The 17,212-nt window shown below is 66.2% G+C and carries 14 protein-coding genes; 5 read left to right on the top strand and 9 right to left on the bottom strand.

All coding sequences use genetic code 11. From position 1 onward, the window contains the following. Window positions 1-81 precede the first annotated feature (81 nt). The 3 genes from AX672_RS08875 to AX672_RS08865 all read right to left on the bottom strand — a co-directional run bounded on the left by AX672_RS08875 (window position 82) and on the right by AX672_RS08865 (window position 5,632). Complete coding sequence (locus AX672_RS08875; RefSeq protein WP_066650784.1) at window positions 82-1,188, bottom strand: HupE/UreJ family protein; 1,107 nt, start codon at window positions 1,186-1,188, stop codon at window positions 82-84. Then, window positions 1,185-2,363, bottom strand: coding sequence for a YHYH protein (locus tag AX672_RS08870; RefSeq protein ID WP_168727410.1), 1,179 nt, complete (start codon window positions 2,361-2,363; stop codon window positions 1,185-1,187). Before AX672_RS08870 ends, AX672_RS08875 begins: the two co-directional genes overlap by 4 nt. A gap of 62 nt (window positions 2,364-2,425) precedes the next feature. Beyond that, a complete protein-coding gene (locus tag AX672_RS08865) occupies window positions 2,426-5,632 on the bottom strand; it encodes an amidohydrolase family protein (protein WP_372587569.1) in 3,207 nt (1,068 codons plus the stop codon). 233 nt (window positions 5,633-5,865) lie between these two features. Here AX672_RS08865 and AX672_RS08860 point away from each other — a divergent pair, with 233 nt between their 5' ends. Together AX672_RS08860 and AX672_RS08855 are read left to right on the top strand one after the other, a co-directional pair. Then, window positions 5,866-7,161, top strand: a complete 1,296-nt coding sequence (locus tag AX672_RS08860; RefSeq protein ID WP_066650826.1) for a UDP-N-acetylglucosamine 1-carboxyvinyltransferase — start codon at window positions 5,866-5,868, stop codon at window positions 7,159-7,161. A gap of 2 nt (window positions 7,162-7,163) precedes the next feature. Further along, entirely contained in the window at window positions 7,164-8,402 is a 1,239-nt protein-coding gene (locus tag AX672_RS08855) for an NAD(P)/FAD-dependent oxidoreductase (protein WP_066650827.1), read from the top strand. Here AX672_RS08855 and AX672_RS08850 read toward each other — a convergent pair. The 5 genes from AX672_RS08850 to AX672_RS08830 form a co-directional block, all read right to left on the bottom strand. Continuing rightward, complete coding sequence (locus tag AX672_RS08850) at window positions 8,387-9,127, bottom strand: peptidase (protein ID WP_066650781.1); 741 nt, start codon at window positions 9,125-9,127, stop codon at window positions 8,387-8,389. The two genes, AX672_RS08855 and AX672_RS08850, sit on opposite strands and share 16 nt — an antisense overlap. Before the next feature lie 23 nt (window positions 9,128-9,150). After that, complete coding sequence (locus tag AX672_RS08845; protein ID WP_066650780.1) at window positions 9,151-9,957, bottom strand: transglutaminase family protein; 807 nt, start codon at window positions 9,955-9,957, stop codon at window positions 9,151-9,153. Beyond that, window positions 9,957-10,898, bottom strand: coding sequence for an alpha-E domain-containing protein (locus AX672_RS08840; protein ID WP_066650779.1), 942 nt, complete (start codon window positions 10,896-10,898; stop codon window positions 9,957-9,959). The genes AX672_RS08845 and AX672_RS08840 overlap by 1 nt, the downstream gene beginning before the upstream one ends. A gap of 142 nt (window positions 10,899-11,040) precedes the next feature. Further along, window positions 11,041-12,438 (bottom strand): circularly permuted type 2 ATP-grasp protein, encoded by a 1,398-nt coding sequence (locus AX672_RS08835; protein WP_066650778.1) that lies wholly within the window; start codon window positions 12,436-12,438, stop codon window positions 11,041-11,043. A gap of 89 nt (window positions 12,439-12,527) precedes the next feature. Next, window positions 12,528-13,445 (bottom strand): LysR family transcriptional regulator, encoded by a 918-nt coding sequence (locus AX672_RS08830; RefSeq protein ID WP_066650777.1) that lies wholly within the window; start codon window positions 13,443-13,445, stop codon window positions 12,528-12,530. A 122-nt stretch (window positions 13,446-13,567) separates the two neighbouring features. Here AX672_RS08830 and AX672_RS08825 point away from each other — a divergent pair, with 122 nt between their 5' ends. The 3 genes from AX672_RS08825 (at window position 13,568) to AX672_RS08815 (ending at window position 15,521) form a co-directional block, all read left to right on the top strand. Beyond that, the gene (locus AX672_RS08825) at window positions 13,568-14,425 is read left to right on the top strand and encodes an alpha/beta fold hydrolase (RefSeq protein WP_066650776.1); all 858 of its coding nucleotides are present in this window, start codon (window positions 13,568-13,570) and stop codon (window positions 14,423-14,425) included. Window positions 14,426-14,503: 78 nt separating this feature from the next. Next, entirely contained in the window at window positions 14,504-15,124 is a 621-nt protein-coding gene (locus AX672_RS08820) for an FMN-dependent NADH-azoreductase (RefSeq protein WP_066650775.1), read from the top strand. A 25-nt stretch (window positions 15,125-15,149) separates the two neighbouring features. Further along, entirely contained in the window at window positions 15,150-15,521 is a 372-nt protein-coding gene (locus AX672_RS08815) for a DUF427 domain-containing protein (RefSeq protein ID WP_066650774.1), read from the top strand. 138 nt (window positions 15,522-15,659) lie between these two features. On the opposite strand, the gene gltX is transcribed toward AX672_RS08815, so the two are convergent. Beyond that, the gene (gene gltX, locus AX672_RS08810; RefSeq protein WP_066650773.1) at window positions 15,660-17,144 is read right to left on the bottom strand and encodes a glutamate--tRNA ligase; all 1,485 of its coding nucleotides are present in this window, start codon (window positions 17,142-17,144) and stop codon (window positions 15,660-15,662) included. Window positions 17,145-17,212: the final 68 nt, after the last annotated feature.

Here is a 17,212-nt window from a genome sequence, read left to right as displayed (position 1 = left end):
TCGAGAAACAGGCCCAAAAGCGATGCGCAGCGTTTCTCGACTTCGCTCGAAACGAGCGGGGGTGGGCTAGATTATTTCATCCTAGACGCTCGGAAGCGAGGGGATGACGCGCAGGACGAGCATCACCGCTGCCAGCACGCACGCGAGCGCGGACGCAAGGCGCGGCAGGCTCGCTCGCGTCCGCCGCCGCAGCATCTTGCTCGCCACCCAGCCGAGCCCGAGCACGGCTGCCAGAAACGCGAACTGTCCAATCTCTACGCCGATGTTGAACCCCGCCAGCGTCGCGATCCGGTTGCCGGTGCCGAGGCCCATGTCCCCGAGCGCCGACGCAAAGCCCAATCCGTGCAACAGGCCGCAGGCCATCACCAGCGCCACCCGCCAGCGCGCGTCGCCGCCGGGCCGGAGCAGGTTGAACGCGCCCATCCCGACGATGCTGAGCGCGATCAGCGGCTCGACGATTTCCGCCGGTACTTGGACGATCCCCAGCGCGGCGAGCGTCAGCGTAATGCTGTGCGCGACCGTGAAACCGGTCACGACCCCCAGCCAATAGCGCCAGCCGCTCGCGCCGATGATGACTGTCAGCAGGAACAGCAGATGGTCATAGCCGAGCAGGATATGCTCGATGCCGAGCCGGACGAAATCGCCAAATATCGCCCACCCGCCGCGGAAGAACTGATGCTGCGGGTTGCTGGCGTCGAGCACGCCGATTTCGGCGTCACCCCCCGGCGCGGTCGAATCGCGCCGCGCGCGCAGCGTGATCTGGCGCTCGTCGGCGGCGGAGCCGAACAGGTCAGTTTCGATCGCGACGCTGGCGGGCGGCTTGGCGAACCGCGCGCTTGCCAGCACGACGACATAGCGGGTCGGGTCGGACACGCCGGTATCGCTGCCGGGGTGGGCGACCAGCGCCAGCTCGGTCGGCGCCGGCCCGTCGGGCGAAGCGACGCGAAAGCGCGCTTGGAACTGTCGCCCGATGTCGGCGCTGTGGCGGCCGAGTTCGCCTGTATCGAGCAGCCCGTCGCGATCGTCATCGACTCGCGTCAGCGCGCCGACCGGGACCGACACCACCAGATAGCCCTTGTCGCCGATCACATGGAGCGTCGCATTCTGCTTCGGCAGCAGATGCGCATTCGCCGCCGCGGCCCAGGCAAGCGCTGCCAGCAGCAGCAGCGCCACCAGCACGCGCATCATCCGAACAGGCCGCGCGGGCGATCATCGGCGCTCGGCACCGGGCGCCCCCTGGTGCAGCGCTGGATATAGGGATATCCGTCGGTTGCGTAATAATGATAGGCGCCCTTGGGAAATTCGGGCGTCACGTCACGGCGGCCATTGCACTCGTCGAGATCGCCCGACCCCGCGACATAGGCATAATCCTGCGCGAACGTGCCCATCGGCGCGATGCTTACGGCGGGGCGACCGGCGTCGGGGGCCGATTTCAGCCGATAGCTCGATCGCATCGGCCGCAGCGGGCTGGCGGCGTCCAGCGCCACGGCATGGCCATAGCGGCCATAGATCGGATAGCCGTCGCTCGCCCAGCCGATCAGCGTCATCTTGCCCGGCTTGACCAGCGCATTGGGAATGCCGTGATAATGATAGGCGCCGTTCGGCTGGACATGGGCATTGTTGCGGTCGACGCCGAAATCGAAGAATTTTTGCCCGAGTGCCTCGATCCGCCATGCGCCGCCGGGGCCGCGCCCGCCATTGCCGCAATTGCTGGTGCAGCTTTCCGCCGTGCCGGGGTCGAACTTGATGCCGTTGAGTGCATAGCCCGCGATTTTGACGAACCACGCCTTGGTCTCGGCGACCGGGTTGAGCGGCAGGCTGACGCTGACGGTCTGCGCGGCGATGCGGTTGGGATTGCCGGGGTTGGGGAAAGCACCGGGCGCATGATCGGGGATGCCGTTCGCGCTCAGCCTGCGGTTGCTCGCGTCGCACGTCCACGCATAGCGACTGGCGATGCCGATTGCGGCATTGAGGGAATCGTGGCGCAGCCCGCAGCCGATGCCGCCGGTCGAGACCCGCGTGGCGGCAATCGCCGTGCCGCCGCCGCCATCGGGCGGTCCGCCACCGGGCGGGCCGACTTCGCTTGGGCCGCCCGGCGGCGGCGGGGCACCGCCGGGGCCGCGCGCGGGTCGGCACGCGAGCACGCGGCCGGGCGGCGCAAAGCAGCTCCCGCTCAGCTTCTGCGCGCCGCGCCCGGTGAAGCTGCACGCGGCGCCGACGGCCAGCTTGGTGCAGGCCTTGATCGCTTCGGGCGGGGGGCCGCCGGGCGGCGGGCCTTGCCCGGTCTGCGATTGCGCAGCCGCCCAGCCCAGCATCATCAGACCGATGCCAGCCGCAATGGTCGCCGCCCTCCGTCCGCGCATGACATATTCCCCCAATCGATCGGTTGGGCGATTAGCCGCGCACTGTGGAGGCAATATGGGCGTCAGGTGTCGCCGTCGCTGTGGCTTTCGCTCACCGTCCCGGCGCTCGCCTTGCCCGATGCCTGCCACCAATAGGGCGCGCGCTTGCGGGTGCCCGTGTCGACCTCGTCCATCGTCGCCGCATCGTACAGCCGCCCGCCGAGCATCACGCGGCTGATCTTGTCCGAATTGCGGATGTCGACGGTCGGATCAGCGTCGAGCACGACCAGGTCGGCGAGCTTGCCGACTTCGAGCGAGCCGACGTCCTTGGCATAGCCGAGCGAGGTCGCAGGCATGATCGTGCCCGCCGCCAGCGCCTCGATGTTGCTCCAGCCGCCGCGCGCGAAGCTCCACATTTCCCAGTGCGAGCCGAGCCCGGCCTGCTGGCCATGCGCGCCGATCGACACCTGGATGCCCTTGTCGGCGAGCTTCTTCGCCTCGCGCGCGCTCCACCCGTCGACATAATCCTCCTCGGGTGCGAGCACGCGGCGGACATTCTGCGCCGCTAGCAAGCCGGGCGGAATATGCTTCGTCAGCAGCGGATGCTTCCAAACCTCGGTATGCGCGCGCCAATAGGGGTCGCCCGCCGGCCCGCCATAGGTGACGACCAAAGTCGGCGTGTAATAGGTCTTGGTCTGCGTCCACAGGCTGACCAGATCGGCGTAGAAGATCGCCAGCGGGACATTGTGCTCGACGGTCGAGTTGCCGTCCTGGATGAGGCTGACGTCCATCGTGTAGAGCGAGCCGCCCTCGGGCACGACTTCCATCCCCTCGGCTTGCGCGGCCTTGACGACCATCTGGCGCTGTTCGCGGCGCGGCTGGTTGTAATTCTTCACCGAATGGCCGCCCTGCGCCTTCAGGCGGCGGACATGCGCGAGCGCGTCTTCATAGCTGTTGATCTCGGCATAGACCTCGGGCGACTTGGCGCCATAGACGATCTCGCCGGTCGAAAAGATGCGGGGCGCAAGGATCTTGCCCGCGCGCTGCATTTCCGACGCGACGAAGATTTCGGCGGCGCGCGACGAGGGATCGTGGATCGTCGTCGTGCCGAAGGCGAGATTGGCGATTGCCGACCAATTCTGCTGCGGCACCAGCTCGTCATCGCCCTGCGGCCCGTGCGCATGCGCATCGACGAGGCCGGGGATGATCGTCTTGCCGGTAACGTCGATCATCTTCGCGCCCGCCGGGATGGTGACGGCGCCGCGCTTGCCGACTGCGACGATGCGGTCGCCGCTGATGACGATCACGCCGTCATCGATGATGCCGCCCGCCTTGTCGGCCATCGTCACGATCCGCGCGCCGGTCAGCGCGACGGTGCCGGTCGGCTTGGCCGCGGCGACGTCCATCGACAGCGAGACGCCGGTCTTGGGTGGATCGAACTTGGCAGTGTCGCCGCTGGCGGGCGCGGTCGCGAACAGCGTGCTCGTCTGCGCGGTGTAGACGATCGGGCCGAGGCTCCAATGGACTTGCGCGCCGCCGTTCGACCAGTGGATGAAGTCCGCGCCTTCGCCGCTGACCCGCGTGACGGGCAGGGCGCCGCCCTTGGCATCGGTCGACACGTCCTGCGTGCCGGGGAGCAGCGGCATCACGAACGCTTCGTAATTCTGGCGGAACGCGAAATACTGCCCGTCGGGCGCGACCTGGAAATCGTTGACCAGATCGCCGGTCGCATGAACGCGCTTGGCCTCGCCGTTCAGGTCGGTCGAGATCAGCTGACGCTTGCCCTTGTCGCTGCCGATCATGAACACGCGGTCGTTCGACGCGCCGAACTGCGGCACGGCGCCGTTATCGACGATGCGCGTCGTGGCGCCGCCGGTCGCAGCGACGCGATAGACGCCGGGATTCTCGCTCCACTGATCGGACGTGAGCCCGCCGCCGCGCCCGCTTTCGAACACGATCGTCTTGCCGTCGGGCGAGAATTTGGGGCGGGCATAATGGCCGGGCCGGGCGGTCACGTCGCGCGCGGCGCCGCCGGTTGCGGCCACGGTGCGGATCGCGCCGAGCTTGGCATCGCTCCAGCCGACGAACACGATCGACTTGCCGTCGCGCGACCAGCTCGGCCATAGTTCAAAGCCATCGCTCGTGTCGCTGGTCAGGCGGCGCGCGGCACCGCCCGCCATCGGCTTCACCCACAGCTTGCCGAGCGTTTCGAACACCACCGACTTGCCGTCGGGCGAGACTTCGGCCCAGCGCGGCATCTTCGTGGCAAAGCTCGCCGGCGCGACCTCGACCGTCGGATGAGTCGCGTCGATCACCACGCGGGTGTCGGCGACGCGGAACGGAATTTCGGACGCGCCCGATCCGTCGGCACCGACGCGGTGGATCTTGCCGCCCGCCCAGAAGATGATCGACTTGCTGTCGGGCGTCCACGCCATGTTGGGATAGACACCGGTGACGGCCCAGGTTTCCTGCACGTCCTGGTCGAGCGCGTCATAGATTTTGCGCTCCTCGCCCGAGATGAGGTCTTTCACATAAAGCTTCGACTTGGTCCGCTCGCGCCGGACGAAAGCGATCAGCTTGCCGTCGGGCGAGGGCGAGGGGCGCACCGACCCGCCGACGCCCGACACCGCGGTCGAGGTCTCGCCGGTCTCGATGTCGTAGCGGTCGATATGGAACAGGTCGGTGTTCGAATTTTGGGCATATTCGAAGATCGGCCCGGGCGTCACGTTGCGGGTGAAATAGATGCTCTTGCCGTCGGGCGCGAAGATCGGCTCGCCGAGTTCCTTCTGCAGCACTTCGCTCGCGCGCTTGACCAGCGGCACGCCGCCGCCGCCCGAGACGTGATAGAGCCAGACTTCGCCAGTGCCGAGCGAACGCTGCGTCGTGAAATGCTTCTTGGCGATGATGAAGCGGCCGTCGGGGCTCCAGCTTGGCTGGTTGAGCAGGCGGAAATCTTCTTTTGACAATTGCCGCTTGTCGCTGCCGTCGACATTCATGATCCAGATGTTGTCGCCGCCGCCGCGATCCGAGGTGAAAGCGATCCGCTTGCCGTCGGGCGAAAAGCGCGGCTGGTGCTCGAAAGCGAGGCCCTCGGCGATCCGCCGTGGCGTGCCGCCGGTGATCGGCATGGTGTAGATATCGCCGAGCAGATCGAAGGCGATCGTCTTGCCGTCGGGCGACACGTCGACGTTCATCCAGCTGCCTTCGGTCACGTCGATCGGCACTTGCCGCGTCGTCATGCCGGGGGGCGCATTGACGTCCCATTTGGGCGGTTTCGGCTTGTCGGGCATCGCAGGCGCGCTCTGGGCGAAAGAAGAAGTTGAGGCCAGCAAAGCTGTGCCTAGCGCGATTACCCGCAGTTTCATGCAAACATCCCCATTTTCGTGTTGTTATGCCAAGGTCTAGCGGCAAAATCGGGCGCGCCAAGGGGGCAGCGTCAGCCGTCGCGCCGGGGCAGGGATGGACAGCAACCGCGCTTGCCGATAACCCCTCTGCCTTATTTCCCACGATCTGGAGAATGTGCGTGACGTCGCTTTTGGTGCGGGGCGGGGGCGCTTTGAACGGCCATATCACGCCGTCCGCCAACAAGAATGCCGTGTTGCCGATTTTGTGCGCGACCTTGCTGACCGAAGCACCGATTACGCTGCGCAACGTCCCCGACATCACCGACGTTCGGCGTCTGGTCGACATCTTCCGCGAGCTCGGCTCGAAGGTTGAGTGGGATACCGATGCCAAGGTGATGCAGATCGAACATCGCCAGCTTAACGCCGGCGTCACGGCCCGCTCACCCGAGGCGATGCGCGCGGCGGTGCTGCTGGTGCCCGGCTTCCTCTACCGGCTCGGCACCGCGGCGTTGCAGGGTGCGACCAAGGGCTGCACGCTAGGCGCGCGCGAGCTCGACCCGCATATCGAAGTATTTCGCGCGTTCGGCACGCTGGTCGACGATCACGACCCGTCGGTGATCGCGCTCGCTGCGCCGAAGCGCTTCCCGGCGGCCGACATGTGGCTCGAATATGCCTCGGTCACGACGAGCGAGAATTTCGTCCTGTGCGCGGTCGTCGCCGATGGCGTCTCGCGCATCACCAACGCCGCCTGCGAGCCGCATGTGCAGGAGCTGTGCAGCTTCCTGATTGAAATGGGCGCCAGGATCACCGGCGCGGGTACATCCACGCTGACGATCGAGGGCGTGCGCGAGCTGAGCGGTATCGATTACACCTTTTGGGAAGATTTCCACGAGATTGCGACGTTCCTCGCGCTCGGCGCAGTGTCGGGCGGGTCGATTTCGGTGCGCAACCAGCACCCCGAATTCTTCCCGCTGATCGACCGTACCTTCGCCAAGTTCGGGGCCGAGATCGAGCACAAGAACGGCCTGTCGAGCATCGCGGGCGGCCAGCAGCTCAAGGTCCGCCGCCCCTTCACCGACACGCTGATCATGAAGGTCGAGGCGGCGCCCTGGCCCTATATCCCCGCCGACCTGCTGCCGATCTTCATCGCGCTCGGCGTGCGGGCCGAGGGCCAGACGATGTTCTGGAACAAGGTCTATGAAGGCGCGCTCGGCTGGCACACCGAACTGGCGCTGTTCGGCGCGCATACCCTGATGTGCGACCCGCACCGGTTGATCACCTTTGGCGGCAAGGAATTGCGGCCGGGCACGGTGACCTCGCCCTACATCATCCGCGTCGCTATCGCGCTGCTGATGATCGCGACCAGCATCGAGGGCGAGTCAGTGATCCTCGACGCCGACCCGATCCGCCGGGCGCACCCCGATTTCGTCGGCAATCTCGTCAGCCTCGGCGCGCAGGTGCAGTGGCAGAGCTGAGCATGCGTCACGGCGATGTGGTGATTGTCGGCGCCGGGCATGGCGGCGCGCAGGCCGCGATTGCGTTGCGGCAGGGCGGATTCGCCGGGTCGGTGCTGGTCATCGGCGACGAGCCCGAGCTGCCCTATGAACGCCCGCCGCTGTCGAAGGACTATCTGGCGGGCGACAAGAGCTTTGACCGGCTGCTGATCAGAAAACCCGACTTCTGGGTCGAGCGCGCGGTCGAGTTTCTGCTCGGCGAGCGAGTCGTGGCCGTCGATCCTGCCGCGCACCGGGTTACCTGCGAAAGCGGGGCTGAGATCGGTTTTGGCCAGCTGATCTGGGCGACAGGCGGCACACCGCGTCGGCTGGCGTGCGAGGGCGCGGATGCCGCGGGCGTCCACCACATTCGCACGCGCGCGGACATCGACGGGCTGCTCACCGAGCTCGCCGCCGTTGATACGGTCGCGATCGTCGGTGGCGGGTATATCGGGCTGGAGGCAGCCGCTGTGCTGACCAAGCTCGGCAAGCGGGTCGCGCTGTTCGAAGCCGCCGATCGGGTGCTCGCGCGGGTCGCCGGTCCTGAGCTCTCGCAGTTCTTCGAGGCCGAACACCGCGCGCATGGCGTCGAACTGCATCTGTCGGCATCGGTCGCGGCGATCGAAACCGTGGATGGCCGCGCGACCGGGGTTCGGCTCGCGGATGGAACGGTGATCGGTGCCGGGCTGGTGATCGTCGGCATCGGTATCATCCCCGCCGTCGCGCCGCTGCTGGCGGCGGGCGCCGAAGGCGGCAATGGCGTGCGCGTCGACGATCATTGCCGCACCAGCCTGGCCGATGTGTTCGCAATCGGCGACGCGGCGCTCCACGCCAATCGCTTTGCCGGGGGCGCCGCAATCCGGCTCGAATCCGTCCAGAACGCCAATGATCAGGCGACCGTTGCCGCGCGCGCGATCCTCGGCGTGCCGGCACCCTATGATGCGGTGCCGTGGTTCTGGTCGAACCAATATGACCTGAAGCTCCAGACCGTCGGCCTGTCGATCGGCCATGACGCAACGGTGCTCCGTGGCGATCCGGCGGCGCGCAGCTTTTCGGTGATTTACCTCAAGGACGGCGCGGTGGTTGCGCTCGACTGCGTCAACGCGGTCAAGGATTATGTCGCGGGCCGCGCGCTGGTGGCGGGTGCGGTGCGGGCCGATGCCGCCCAGCTCGCCGATCCGCAGGTGCCGCTCAAGGCGCTGGTCGGTCAGGCGCCCGCATAGGGCGGCGGCGGGATCGTCGTCAGCGCGGCGGTCAGCGCGTCGGACCAGCGCTGCGACAGATCGGTGAAATAGGGGTCATCGACTTCGATCCGTGTCATCACGCGCGTGCTGCCCGCGCCGGTGTCGGCAATCGCCAGATCGATCGGCAGGCCGACGGCCAGATTCGACCGAATCGACGAATCGAACGAGATCAGTGCGACCTTCACTGCCTCGCGCATCGGCATGTCGTAATGCAGCGCGCGGTCGAGGATCGGCTTGCCATATTTATTCTCGCCGATCTGGAGAAAGGGCGTGTCGGGCTGGCATTCGATCGCATTGCCCGCCGGATAGACAAGGAACAGCCGCGTCGGCTCGCCGTCGATCGATCCGCCGACCAGAAACGTCGTGTTGAAGTTGATGTCGCCTTGCTCAAGGCTTTCGAAGGCGTCGCGCGATGCCCGAATCGCGCGACCGGCGGCGAGCGCGGCTGAAAAGATGTTGGCGACATTGTCGAGCGTCTCGGACTCGCCGGTCTCGGGGTTCAGGATGCCGCGCGTCAGCCGCTGGAGCGCCGCCTGCGTGGTCGACAGGCTGCCGGCCGAGGCGATCATGATCAGCCGCTTGCCGTCGTTCCCGAACAGCCGCAGCTTGCGATAGGTGGAGATGTTGTCGACGCCCGCATTGGTGCGGGTGTCGGCCAGCATCGCGATGCCGTCGCGCACCAGGATCCCGACACAATAAGTCATCCGCCTGCCCGTTCCCCCGGTGGTCAGCTTTGGGATTGGCGCATCGCGGCTTCGGCATCGACCGTGACGCTAAGATGTTCGCCGCCGCCCCCGCGCCGCGCGCCGCGAATGGGCGCGGCATCAAGGTAATCGAGACCGACGGCGACGCGCAAATAGGAATCGGTCGCGCAGATGCCATTCGCCGGATCAAAAGCGATCCAGCCGAGATCGGGGACCAATGCCTCGGCCCAGGCATGGGCGGCTTCCTGTTGCTGCGTGCGCGCCAGATGCCCCGACACATAGCGCGCGGGCACGCCGAGATGTCGTGCGGCGGCAATGAAGATGTGCGCGAAATCCTGACAGACGCCATGCCCCGCCGACAGCGCAGCGGCGGCAGTGGTGCGGGCATCGGTCGCGCCGATTTCGAAGCGCATCTCGGCAAAAAGGGCGTCGCACAGCCCGTGCAGCGCCGCGAGCTTGGTCCCGCCCGCGAAACGCCCGGCGAGTGCGGCAATTACCGGGTCGGGCGCGGTCAGCGGCGTTGATCGCAGAAAAATCGCGGGCGGCAGCGGTTCATGCGCGCGGACCATGCCGACGGTGTCGGTCATCTCGGCTTCGCCGGTCACGATAATCGTGACTTCGCGAACCGGTCGGTCGGCGTAGAACATCGTCACCCGGTTGCCGAAAGCATCGGTGCTGTCGCGAAAACAGCCGTCGATATCGGCATCGATTCGCCAGTTGCGGATGTGCTGGCCGTCGTGCGGGCCCGGCGTCAGGCGCAGCGCCTGGATGACGTCGGCGGCGCTGCCATCATAGCGATAGCGCGTGCGGTGGTTGATCGTCAGCAGCATCAGAACAGATATTGCTCGCTGATCAGGATGCCGAGCCTGTTGTTTTCGGCCAGGAAGTCCTGAATCGCTTCATGCAGGCCGCTGGCGAAGATCGTCTCGATCCGCGCATTGCCCAGCTTGGTGGCCAGCGCGCCCGCTTGCCGGTGCGCGGGGCCCCGGCGACCGCTGGCGGCGCCGAGCAGGTCGAGATAGCGCACCATGTCGCTCGCGCACGCCGCCAGCGAGCGCGGCATGCGGCGGTTGAGAATCAGCAGATCGGCGACCAGCCACGGCTTCACGCTGTCGCGATAGACATGGCGATACGCCGTCAGCGCCGACACCGTGCGCAGGATCGTCGTCCACTGGAAATAATCGAGACTGCCGCCGACCGGCTCGTCGCGCGGCAGCAGCAGATGGTATTTTACGTCGAGCAGCCGCGCGGTGTTGTCGGCGCGTTCGATCGTCGCGCCCATGCGGATGAACCAATAGGCATCGTCGCGCAGCATCGTCCGGTGCGTCGCGCCGTCGAACGACAGCGCCGCCGACTGCACCGATTCGAGCAGGCGGTTGAGCGTCGGGCGGCTGTCGAGCTGGACGCCGAAGCGCTGCATGTCGAGCCACGCCGCGTTGATCGCTTCCCATCCTTCGGCGGTCAGCGCGGTGCGCACGGCGCGGGCATTGGTGCGCGCGCGCTCGATGCAGCTGCGCATCGACGAGGGATTGGCGGGGTCGAGCGATAGGAATTGCACTGCTGCGCGCTCGCTGAGCGTCGGGTGGATCGATTCGAAGCCCTGACGCGCGCCGGCGGCGGCGAGCGCCCCGGTCCATGCCGCGACGTCGCCGCCATAGCTCGATGGCAGCGCCGCGAGGCGGATCGTCGCGTCGATCAACCGCGACACGAAATCGGCGCGCTCGATATAGCGCCCGGTCCAGAACAGCGCGGAGGCGGTGCGCGACAACATTCAGCGGCGCCCCCCAGTCTGAAGGTCAGCCAAATTCAAACATCCGTCATTGCGAGCGCAGCGAAGCAATCCAACGCCACCAGCGACACACGCTGGATTGCTTCGCTGCGCTCGCAATGACGCACTGGCTTTGCACTCGACTTTAGTCATCGAGCACCCATGTGTCCTTGGTGCCGCCGCCCTGGCTCGAATTGACGACCAGCGACCCCTCCTTCAGCGCGACGCGCGTCAGCCCGCCGGGGACGATCCGCGATCCATTGGCCCCGGTCAGCACGAACGGGCGCAGGTCGACGTGGCGCGGCACGATGCCGCTATGGCCGAGCGTCGGGCAGGTCGACAGCGCCAGCGTCGGCTGGGCGATGAATTTCTCGGGATTGGCGATCAGCTTCGCGCGGAACGATTCGATCTCGCTGGTCGAGGCGTGCGGGCCGACCAGCATGCCATAGCCGCCCGATCCGTCGACTTCCTTGACGACCAGCTCGTCGAGATGGCCAATCACATAAGCCAGCGCGTCGGCCTCGCGGCACCGCCACGTCGGCACATTCTCCAGCAGCGCGTCCTGACCCGTGTAGAAACGCACGATCTCGGGCATGTAGCTGTAGATCGCCTTGTCGTCGGCAATGCCGGTGCCGATCGCGTTCGCAATCGTCAGATTGCCGGCGGCGTGCGCCGCGACAATCCCCGGCACGCCCAGCATCGAATCGGCGCGGAACGCCAGCGGGTCGAGATAATCGTCGTCGACGCGGCGATAGATCACATCGATCCGCTTCGGCCCTTCGGTGGTGCGCATGTAGAGGATGTTGTCGCGCACCGTCAGGTCGCTGCCTTCGACCAGTTCGACGCCCAGCTTGTCGGCAAGGAAGCTGTGCTCATAATAGGCCGAGTTGTGGAAACCCGGCGTCAGCACCGCGACCGTCGGCTGCCCGGGGCAATAGGGCGGCGCGACCGACCGCAAGGTCGCGAGCAGCGTTTCGGGATAATCCTCGACCGGCGCGACGCGGTGCTTGTCGAACAATTCGGGCAGCAGCCGCAGCATCACTTCGCGATTCTCGAGCATGTACGACACGCCCGACGGGGTGCGCGCATTATCCTCGAGCACATAGAATTGGTCCGGCCCGGTGCGGACGATGTCGATCCCGGCGATGTGGGTGTAGACGCCGTGCGCGGGCCGCAGCGACATCGCGGTCAAGCAAAATTGCGGGTTCTGCAGGATCAGCGCTTCGGGGATGATCCCCGCCTTCAGGATTTCGCGCGGCCCGTAAATGTCGTTGAGGAAAGCGTTGAGCGCGCCGACGCGCTGGATCAGCCCAGCCTCCAGCCGCGCCCATTCGCGCCGCGACAGGATGCGCGGGACGATGTCGAACGGGATCAGCCGCTCGCTGGCATCGGCATCGCCATAGACGGCAAAGGTGATGCCGATGCGGCGGAAGAACAGCTCGGCCTGCGCGCGGCGCGTCTGGAGGAAATCGGGCGGGGCATTGTCGAGCCATTGGGCGATGAGCGCATAGGCATCGCGGATCGCCGATCCGTCGCCGTGCATTTCATCAAAGGCTGGTGCCGCCAAACGCCTGTCTCCCTGTGGGGGAGTTTGCGCGCTGCATTGCACAAGCGCAAGGGTGTGCGCAGCGCTCAGGCGACTTTAGGCGGTGCGCCCCCGGCCAGTGCGGTGCGCAGCCGGGGTGCGACGAAGTCGAGGAAGGCGCGCAGCTTCAGCGGCACCATCGGCAGGCCGGGATGCACCAGATGCACCGGCATCGGCGGCGGAGCGTGATCGATCAGGATCGGGACGAGCGTGCCCGCCGCGATCGCTTCGGCGGCCTGATAGGACAGCAACCGGCCGATGCCGACACCAGCCTCGGCTGCCGCGATCACGGCATCGGCGGTGTTGCCGGCAAAGCGCGGGGTGAAGCGGACCGACCGCGCGGTCGCATCGACGCCGAACGGCCAGCTCCGCGCGGGCTGCAGCCCTTCGAAAGCGATGCAGGCGTGCTCGGCCAGATCTTCGGGCGTCTGCGGCACGCCGTGGGCGGCGAGATAGGCGGGGCTGGCGCACACCACCCAGCCGGTGTCGCCGATCCGCCGTGCGACCAGACTCGAATCGGGAAGGCGACCGATCCGTATCGCGACATCGACGTGATTTTCGATCAGGTCGACGACATAATCGGCGGCGATAATCCGCACATTGACGCGGGGGTATGCGGCAAGAAAGTCGAGCACCACCGGCGTGAGATAGGCCTTGCCGAAGCGCAGCGACGCGGTGACGAGCAGATCGCCGCTCGGCGTACGATATTCACCTGCGGCTGCACGTTCGGCTTCGTCGAGATCGGCCATCACCCGCCGCGCAGCGGCGACGAATCCTTCGCCTGCCTCGGTCAGCACGAGCTTGCGGCTGGTGCGGATCAGCAATTGCGTGCCGAGATGCGCTTCCAGCTCCGACACCTTCCGGCTGACGGTCGGGAGTGGCATGCCGAGCGTGCGTGACGCCGCCGACAGGCTGCCGCCGTCGATTGCCGCCAGCAAGGTGCGCATCGCGTCGAATCGGTCCATTCCGATATTCCATAAAATGGAAGTAACACTCCCGGTGTTAGCGTCTGCTGCGACTTTTCGAAAGCATCTAATTGGCTGCCACGGGCCAAGGACGGTCCGGCCAATCCAACCCGGAGGCTTTCATGACCATTCGCTTCAAGACCGTCACTGTCGACGGCACCGAGATTTTCTACCGCGAAGCCGGCGACGCTGCGCGGCCGACGCTGCTGCTGCTCCACGGCTTTCCGACGTCGAGCCACATGTTCCGCGACCTGATTCCCGAGCTCGCCGATCGCTATCACATCGTTGCCCCCGATCTGCCAGGCTTCGGCCAGTCGGCGATGGCACCGCGCGACCAGTACGCTTACACGTTCGACAACATCGCGAACACGATCGAACGCTTCACCGAAGTGCTCGGCCTTGCCAAGTTTGCGATCTACATCTTCGATTACGGCGCGCCCGTGGGCCTGCGCATTGCCGCCAAGCACCCTGAGCGCATCACCGCGATCATCACCCAGAATGGCAATGCCTATCTCGAAGGCGTGTCGGAAGCGTTCAACCCGGTGCAGGCCTATTGGGCCAACCCGACCGACGAAAACCGCAACGCCCTGCGCGGTTTCCTCGCCCCTGAGACGACGCTGTTCCAATATACCCACGGCGCCGACGCATCGCTGGTATCGCCCGATGGCCGCAACCTCGACGACTTCTATCTGGCGCGACCGGGTAACGACCACATCCAGCTCGACCTGTTGCTCGATTATGCCTCGAACGTCGCGGCGTACGACAGCTTCCAGACGTACTTCCGCGAACATCAGCCGCCGCTGCTGGCGGTGTGGGGCCAGAACGACCCGTTCTTCATCCCGCCCGGCGCCGAGGCGTTCAAGCGCGACCTGCCCAATGCCGATGTGCGCTTTTTCGACACCGGCCATTTCGCGCTCGAAACCCACGCCAAGGAAATCGGCGCGGCGATGCGCGAATTCCTGAGCCAGCACCTCGGCTGACCGCCCTTCTCACCTGCCCCGGGGTGCCGCGCGCGCGCCCCGGGGGACTCCCCGACATCGCCCAAAGGATATGATGCCATGACCAAGCTGCTCTACATCAATGCCTCGCCGCGCGCGGAATCGCGTTCGGCGGCGGTTGCCCAGGCCTATATCGATGCCGCGGATGCCGCGGCTCCGGGTCTGGAAGTCGACACAATCAAGCTGTGGGACGAACCGCTCCCGGCGTTTGACGGCGACCGCGCCAATGCCAAGCTCGCGGTGATTACCGGCCAAAGCCATAGCGACGGCCAGAAGACCGCGTGGGACGAGATCACGTCGATCGCCCAGCGCTTTATCGCTGCCGATACCTATGTGTTCGCGGTGCCGATGTGGAATGGCGGCATTCCCTATCGCCTGAAGCAATATATCGACATCATCCACCAGCCGGGCCTGTTGTTCGGCCTCGATCCCGCGACCGGCTATTTTGGTTTGCTCACGGGCAAACGCGCGGTGCTCGTCTATACCAGCGGCGCGTTCAGCCCGGCGGCACCGTCGCCCGCGTTCGGCATCGACCACCAGTCGACCTATATGCGTGCGTGGCTCAACCAGACGGGCGTCAGCGACGTCGCCGAAGTACGCTACCAGCCGACCCTGCTCGATCCCGACAGCGAGGCCGCTTTCGAGCGCGCCAAGCACGCCGCTGCGGCTCTCGCTGTTTGACGCAAACGACCGAGGAGATTTTGACGTGCTTGTTTCAGGTTACATCGACCGGCCCGATTACCGGGTCGATCTGCTCCCGCGCACCAACCGCGTCGTCGCGCGGTTGGGTGACCGGGTGATCGCCGACAGCGACCGCGCGGTGGTGGTCGACGAACAGGGCCATGCTTTGGTATGGTATTTCCACCCCGACGACGTGCGGCGCGACCTGCTGATGGCGATCGCGGGTAAGGCCAGCATTTGCCCGTTCAAGGGTGAGGCGACGTACTTCGCCGCGGCCGATGATGCGACCGCGACGCCGATCGGCTGGACCTATGCCCAGCCGTTCGTGCAGGTGGCGGCGCTTGGTGGCTATATCGCTTTCTATCAGGATCGGGTGGCGATCACGGTTGCCGCCTAGTCCCTCAGCCTGTCCACCCTCCACCGTTCGTTTCGAGCGCAGACGAGAAACAGGCCACAGGCGACGCCACCCGTGTCTCGACTTCGCTCGACACTAACGGGGTGGGGGTGATCGATCGAAAGCCCCCCAAAAATCCCTTCAGAGGCCCGGCTCGTTGTCCGTATCGTCGTCGCCCTCCTCAGGGACCGCTTCGAACAGCCGGACAGCGGCACGGAGCCGCTCGCGGCAAACCGAGCGGCCCAGCAGCGCCATCGACCCGAACAGCGGCAGCGAGCGGCGCGATCCGGTGATCGCGACGAACAGCACCGGCGTCGTGTCGCGCGCCTTCAGCCCCAGTTCGACCGACATCGCCTTCACCGCGTCGAACAGCGCCGCCTCGCTCCATTCGGGCAGCTTCTCGACGAGCGCGAACGTCGCGGCCAATATCTGCGCAACCTGCGCTTCGGTCAGCTTCTCGGTCGGGAAGTCCTCGCGCGTCACCGACACGCCGGCGGTGAACAGGAAGCCCATCAGCCCCGGCAGATCGGCAAACTTGTCGATCCGCGTCCGCGCTGATTCGAGCCCCGCTTCGAACTTGCCCTCGGCATTCGCCCAGCCGATCACCCGCGCCAGGAAATCGGCGGGTTCGAGCCGCTCGCGTAGCCAGCGTCCGTTGAGCCAGTCGAGCTTCTGCAAATCGAACACCGCCCCTGCCTTCGACACCGATCCGATGTCGAAGCGCTCGATGAATTCGGCCTTGGTCATGATCTCTTCCTCGCCCTCGGCGGGGCGCACGAACAGCAGGCCGAGGAAATTGACCATCGCTTCGGGCAGATAGCCCTGCGCCTGGAACCACGACGTCGAGGTCGGGTTGCGCCGCTTCGACAGCTTCGATCGATCGAGCGCGCGCATCAGCGGCAGATGGATAAACGCGGGCGGGGTGAGGCCGAGATAGGTGTAGAGCAGGATGTGCTTGGGGGTCGACGCCATCCATTCCTCACCGCGGATGACGTGGCTGATCTGCATTTCGGTATCATCGACGACATTGGCGAGGTGATAGGTCGGCATCCCGTCCGACTTGACGAGCACCTGCATGTCGATGCTCGCCCAGGGCATCGACACTGCGCCGTACACGCCATCGGTGAAGTCGCAGCTGCCGTGGCGCGGGACTTTCATCCGCAGCACATGCGGCTCGCCCTCGGCAACGCGGCGCTCGGCCTCGGCGGGGGGGAGGGTAAGGCAGTGGCCGTCGTACTGCGGCGGGATGTTCGCCTTGCGCTGCGCCGCGCGCACGCTTTCGAGCCGCTCGGCCGAACAGAAGCAGCGAAAGGCATTGCCGTCGGCCAGCAGCTTGTCGGCATATTTGCCGTAGATCGCCTTGCGCTCGCTCTGGCGATAGGGCGCGTGCGGGCCGCCCTTGTCGGGGCCTTCATCCCATTCGAGGCCCATCCAGGCGAATGCCTCCATGATCTTGGCTTCGCTATCGGGGGTCGAGCGGCTCTGGTCGGTATCCTCGATCCGCAGGATGAACTTGCCGCCATGACGGCGCGCGAACGCCTCGTTGATCAGCGCGGTATAGAGCGTGCCGACATGCGGCTCACCCGTTGGGGAGGGCGCGATACGAACGCGGACAGGACGGGACATAAGGGGGACTTTCGGGTGGATTGTGGTGTGGGGGTGCGGTTAGCGCAGATGGGGGGGATATGGCCAGA

It is taken from the genome of Sphingomonas sp. CCH10-B3 (genome assembly GCF_001556185.1).
Lineage (GTDB): Bacteria > Pseudomonadota > Alphaproteobacteria > Sphingomonadales > Sphingomonadaceae > Sphingomonas > Sphingomonas aquatica.
Note: the sequence above shows the minus strand (reverse complement) of the source record. Positions and strands in the feature narration are given on the sequence as shown.

Coding starts and splice junctions, on each gene's coding strand:
- AX672_RS08870 (WP_168727410.1), bottom strand. CDS start 2,363: ATGCGCGGACGGAGGGCGGCGACCATTGCGGCTGGCATCGGTCTGATG.
- AX672_RS08840 (WP_066650779.1), bottom strand. CDS start 10,898: ATGTTGTCGCGCACCGCCTCCGCGCTGTTCTGGACCGGGCGCTATATC.
- AX672_RS08850 (WP_066650781.1), bottom strand. CDS start 9,127: ATGACTTATTGTGTCGGGATCCTGGTGCGCGACGGCATCGCGATGCTG.
- gltX (WP_066650773.1), bottom strand. CDS start 17,144: ATGTCCCGTCCTGTCCGCGTTCGTATCGCGCCCTCCCCAACGGGTGAG.
- AX672_RS08820 (WP_066650775.1), top strand. CDS start 14,504: ATGACCAAGCTGCTCTACATCAATGCCTCGCCGCGCGCGGAATCGCGT.
- AX672_RS08875 (WP_066650784.1), bottom strand. CDS start 1,188: ATGATGCGCGTGCTGGTGGCGCTGCTGCTGCTGGCAGCGCTTGCCTGG.
- AX672_RS08845 (WP_066650780.1), bottom strand. CDS start 9,957: ATGCTGCTGACGATCAACCACCGCACGCGCTATCGCTATGATGGCAGC.
- AX672_RS08865 (WP_372587569.1), bottom strand. CDS start 5,632: ATGCCCGACAAGCCGAAACCGCCCAAATGGGACGTCAATGCGCCCCCC.
- AX672_RS08835 (WP_066650778.1), bottom strand. CDS start 12,438: ATGCACGGCGACGGATCGGCGATCCGCGATGCCTATGCGCTCATCGCC.
- AX672_RS08830 (WP_066650777.1), bottom strand. CDS start 13,445: ATGGACCGATTCGACGCGATGCGCACCTTGCTGGCGGCAATCGACGGC.
- AX672_RS08855 (WP_066650827.1), top strand. CDS start 7,164: ATGCGTCACGGCGATGTGGTGATTGTCGGCGCCGGGCATGGCGGCGCG.
- AX672_RS08825 (WP_066650776.1), top strand. CDS start 13,568: ATGACCATTCGCTTCAAGACCGTCACTGTCGACGGCACCGAGATTTTC.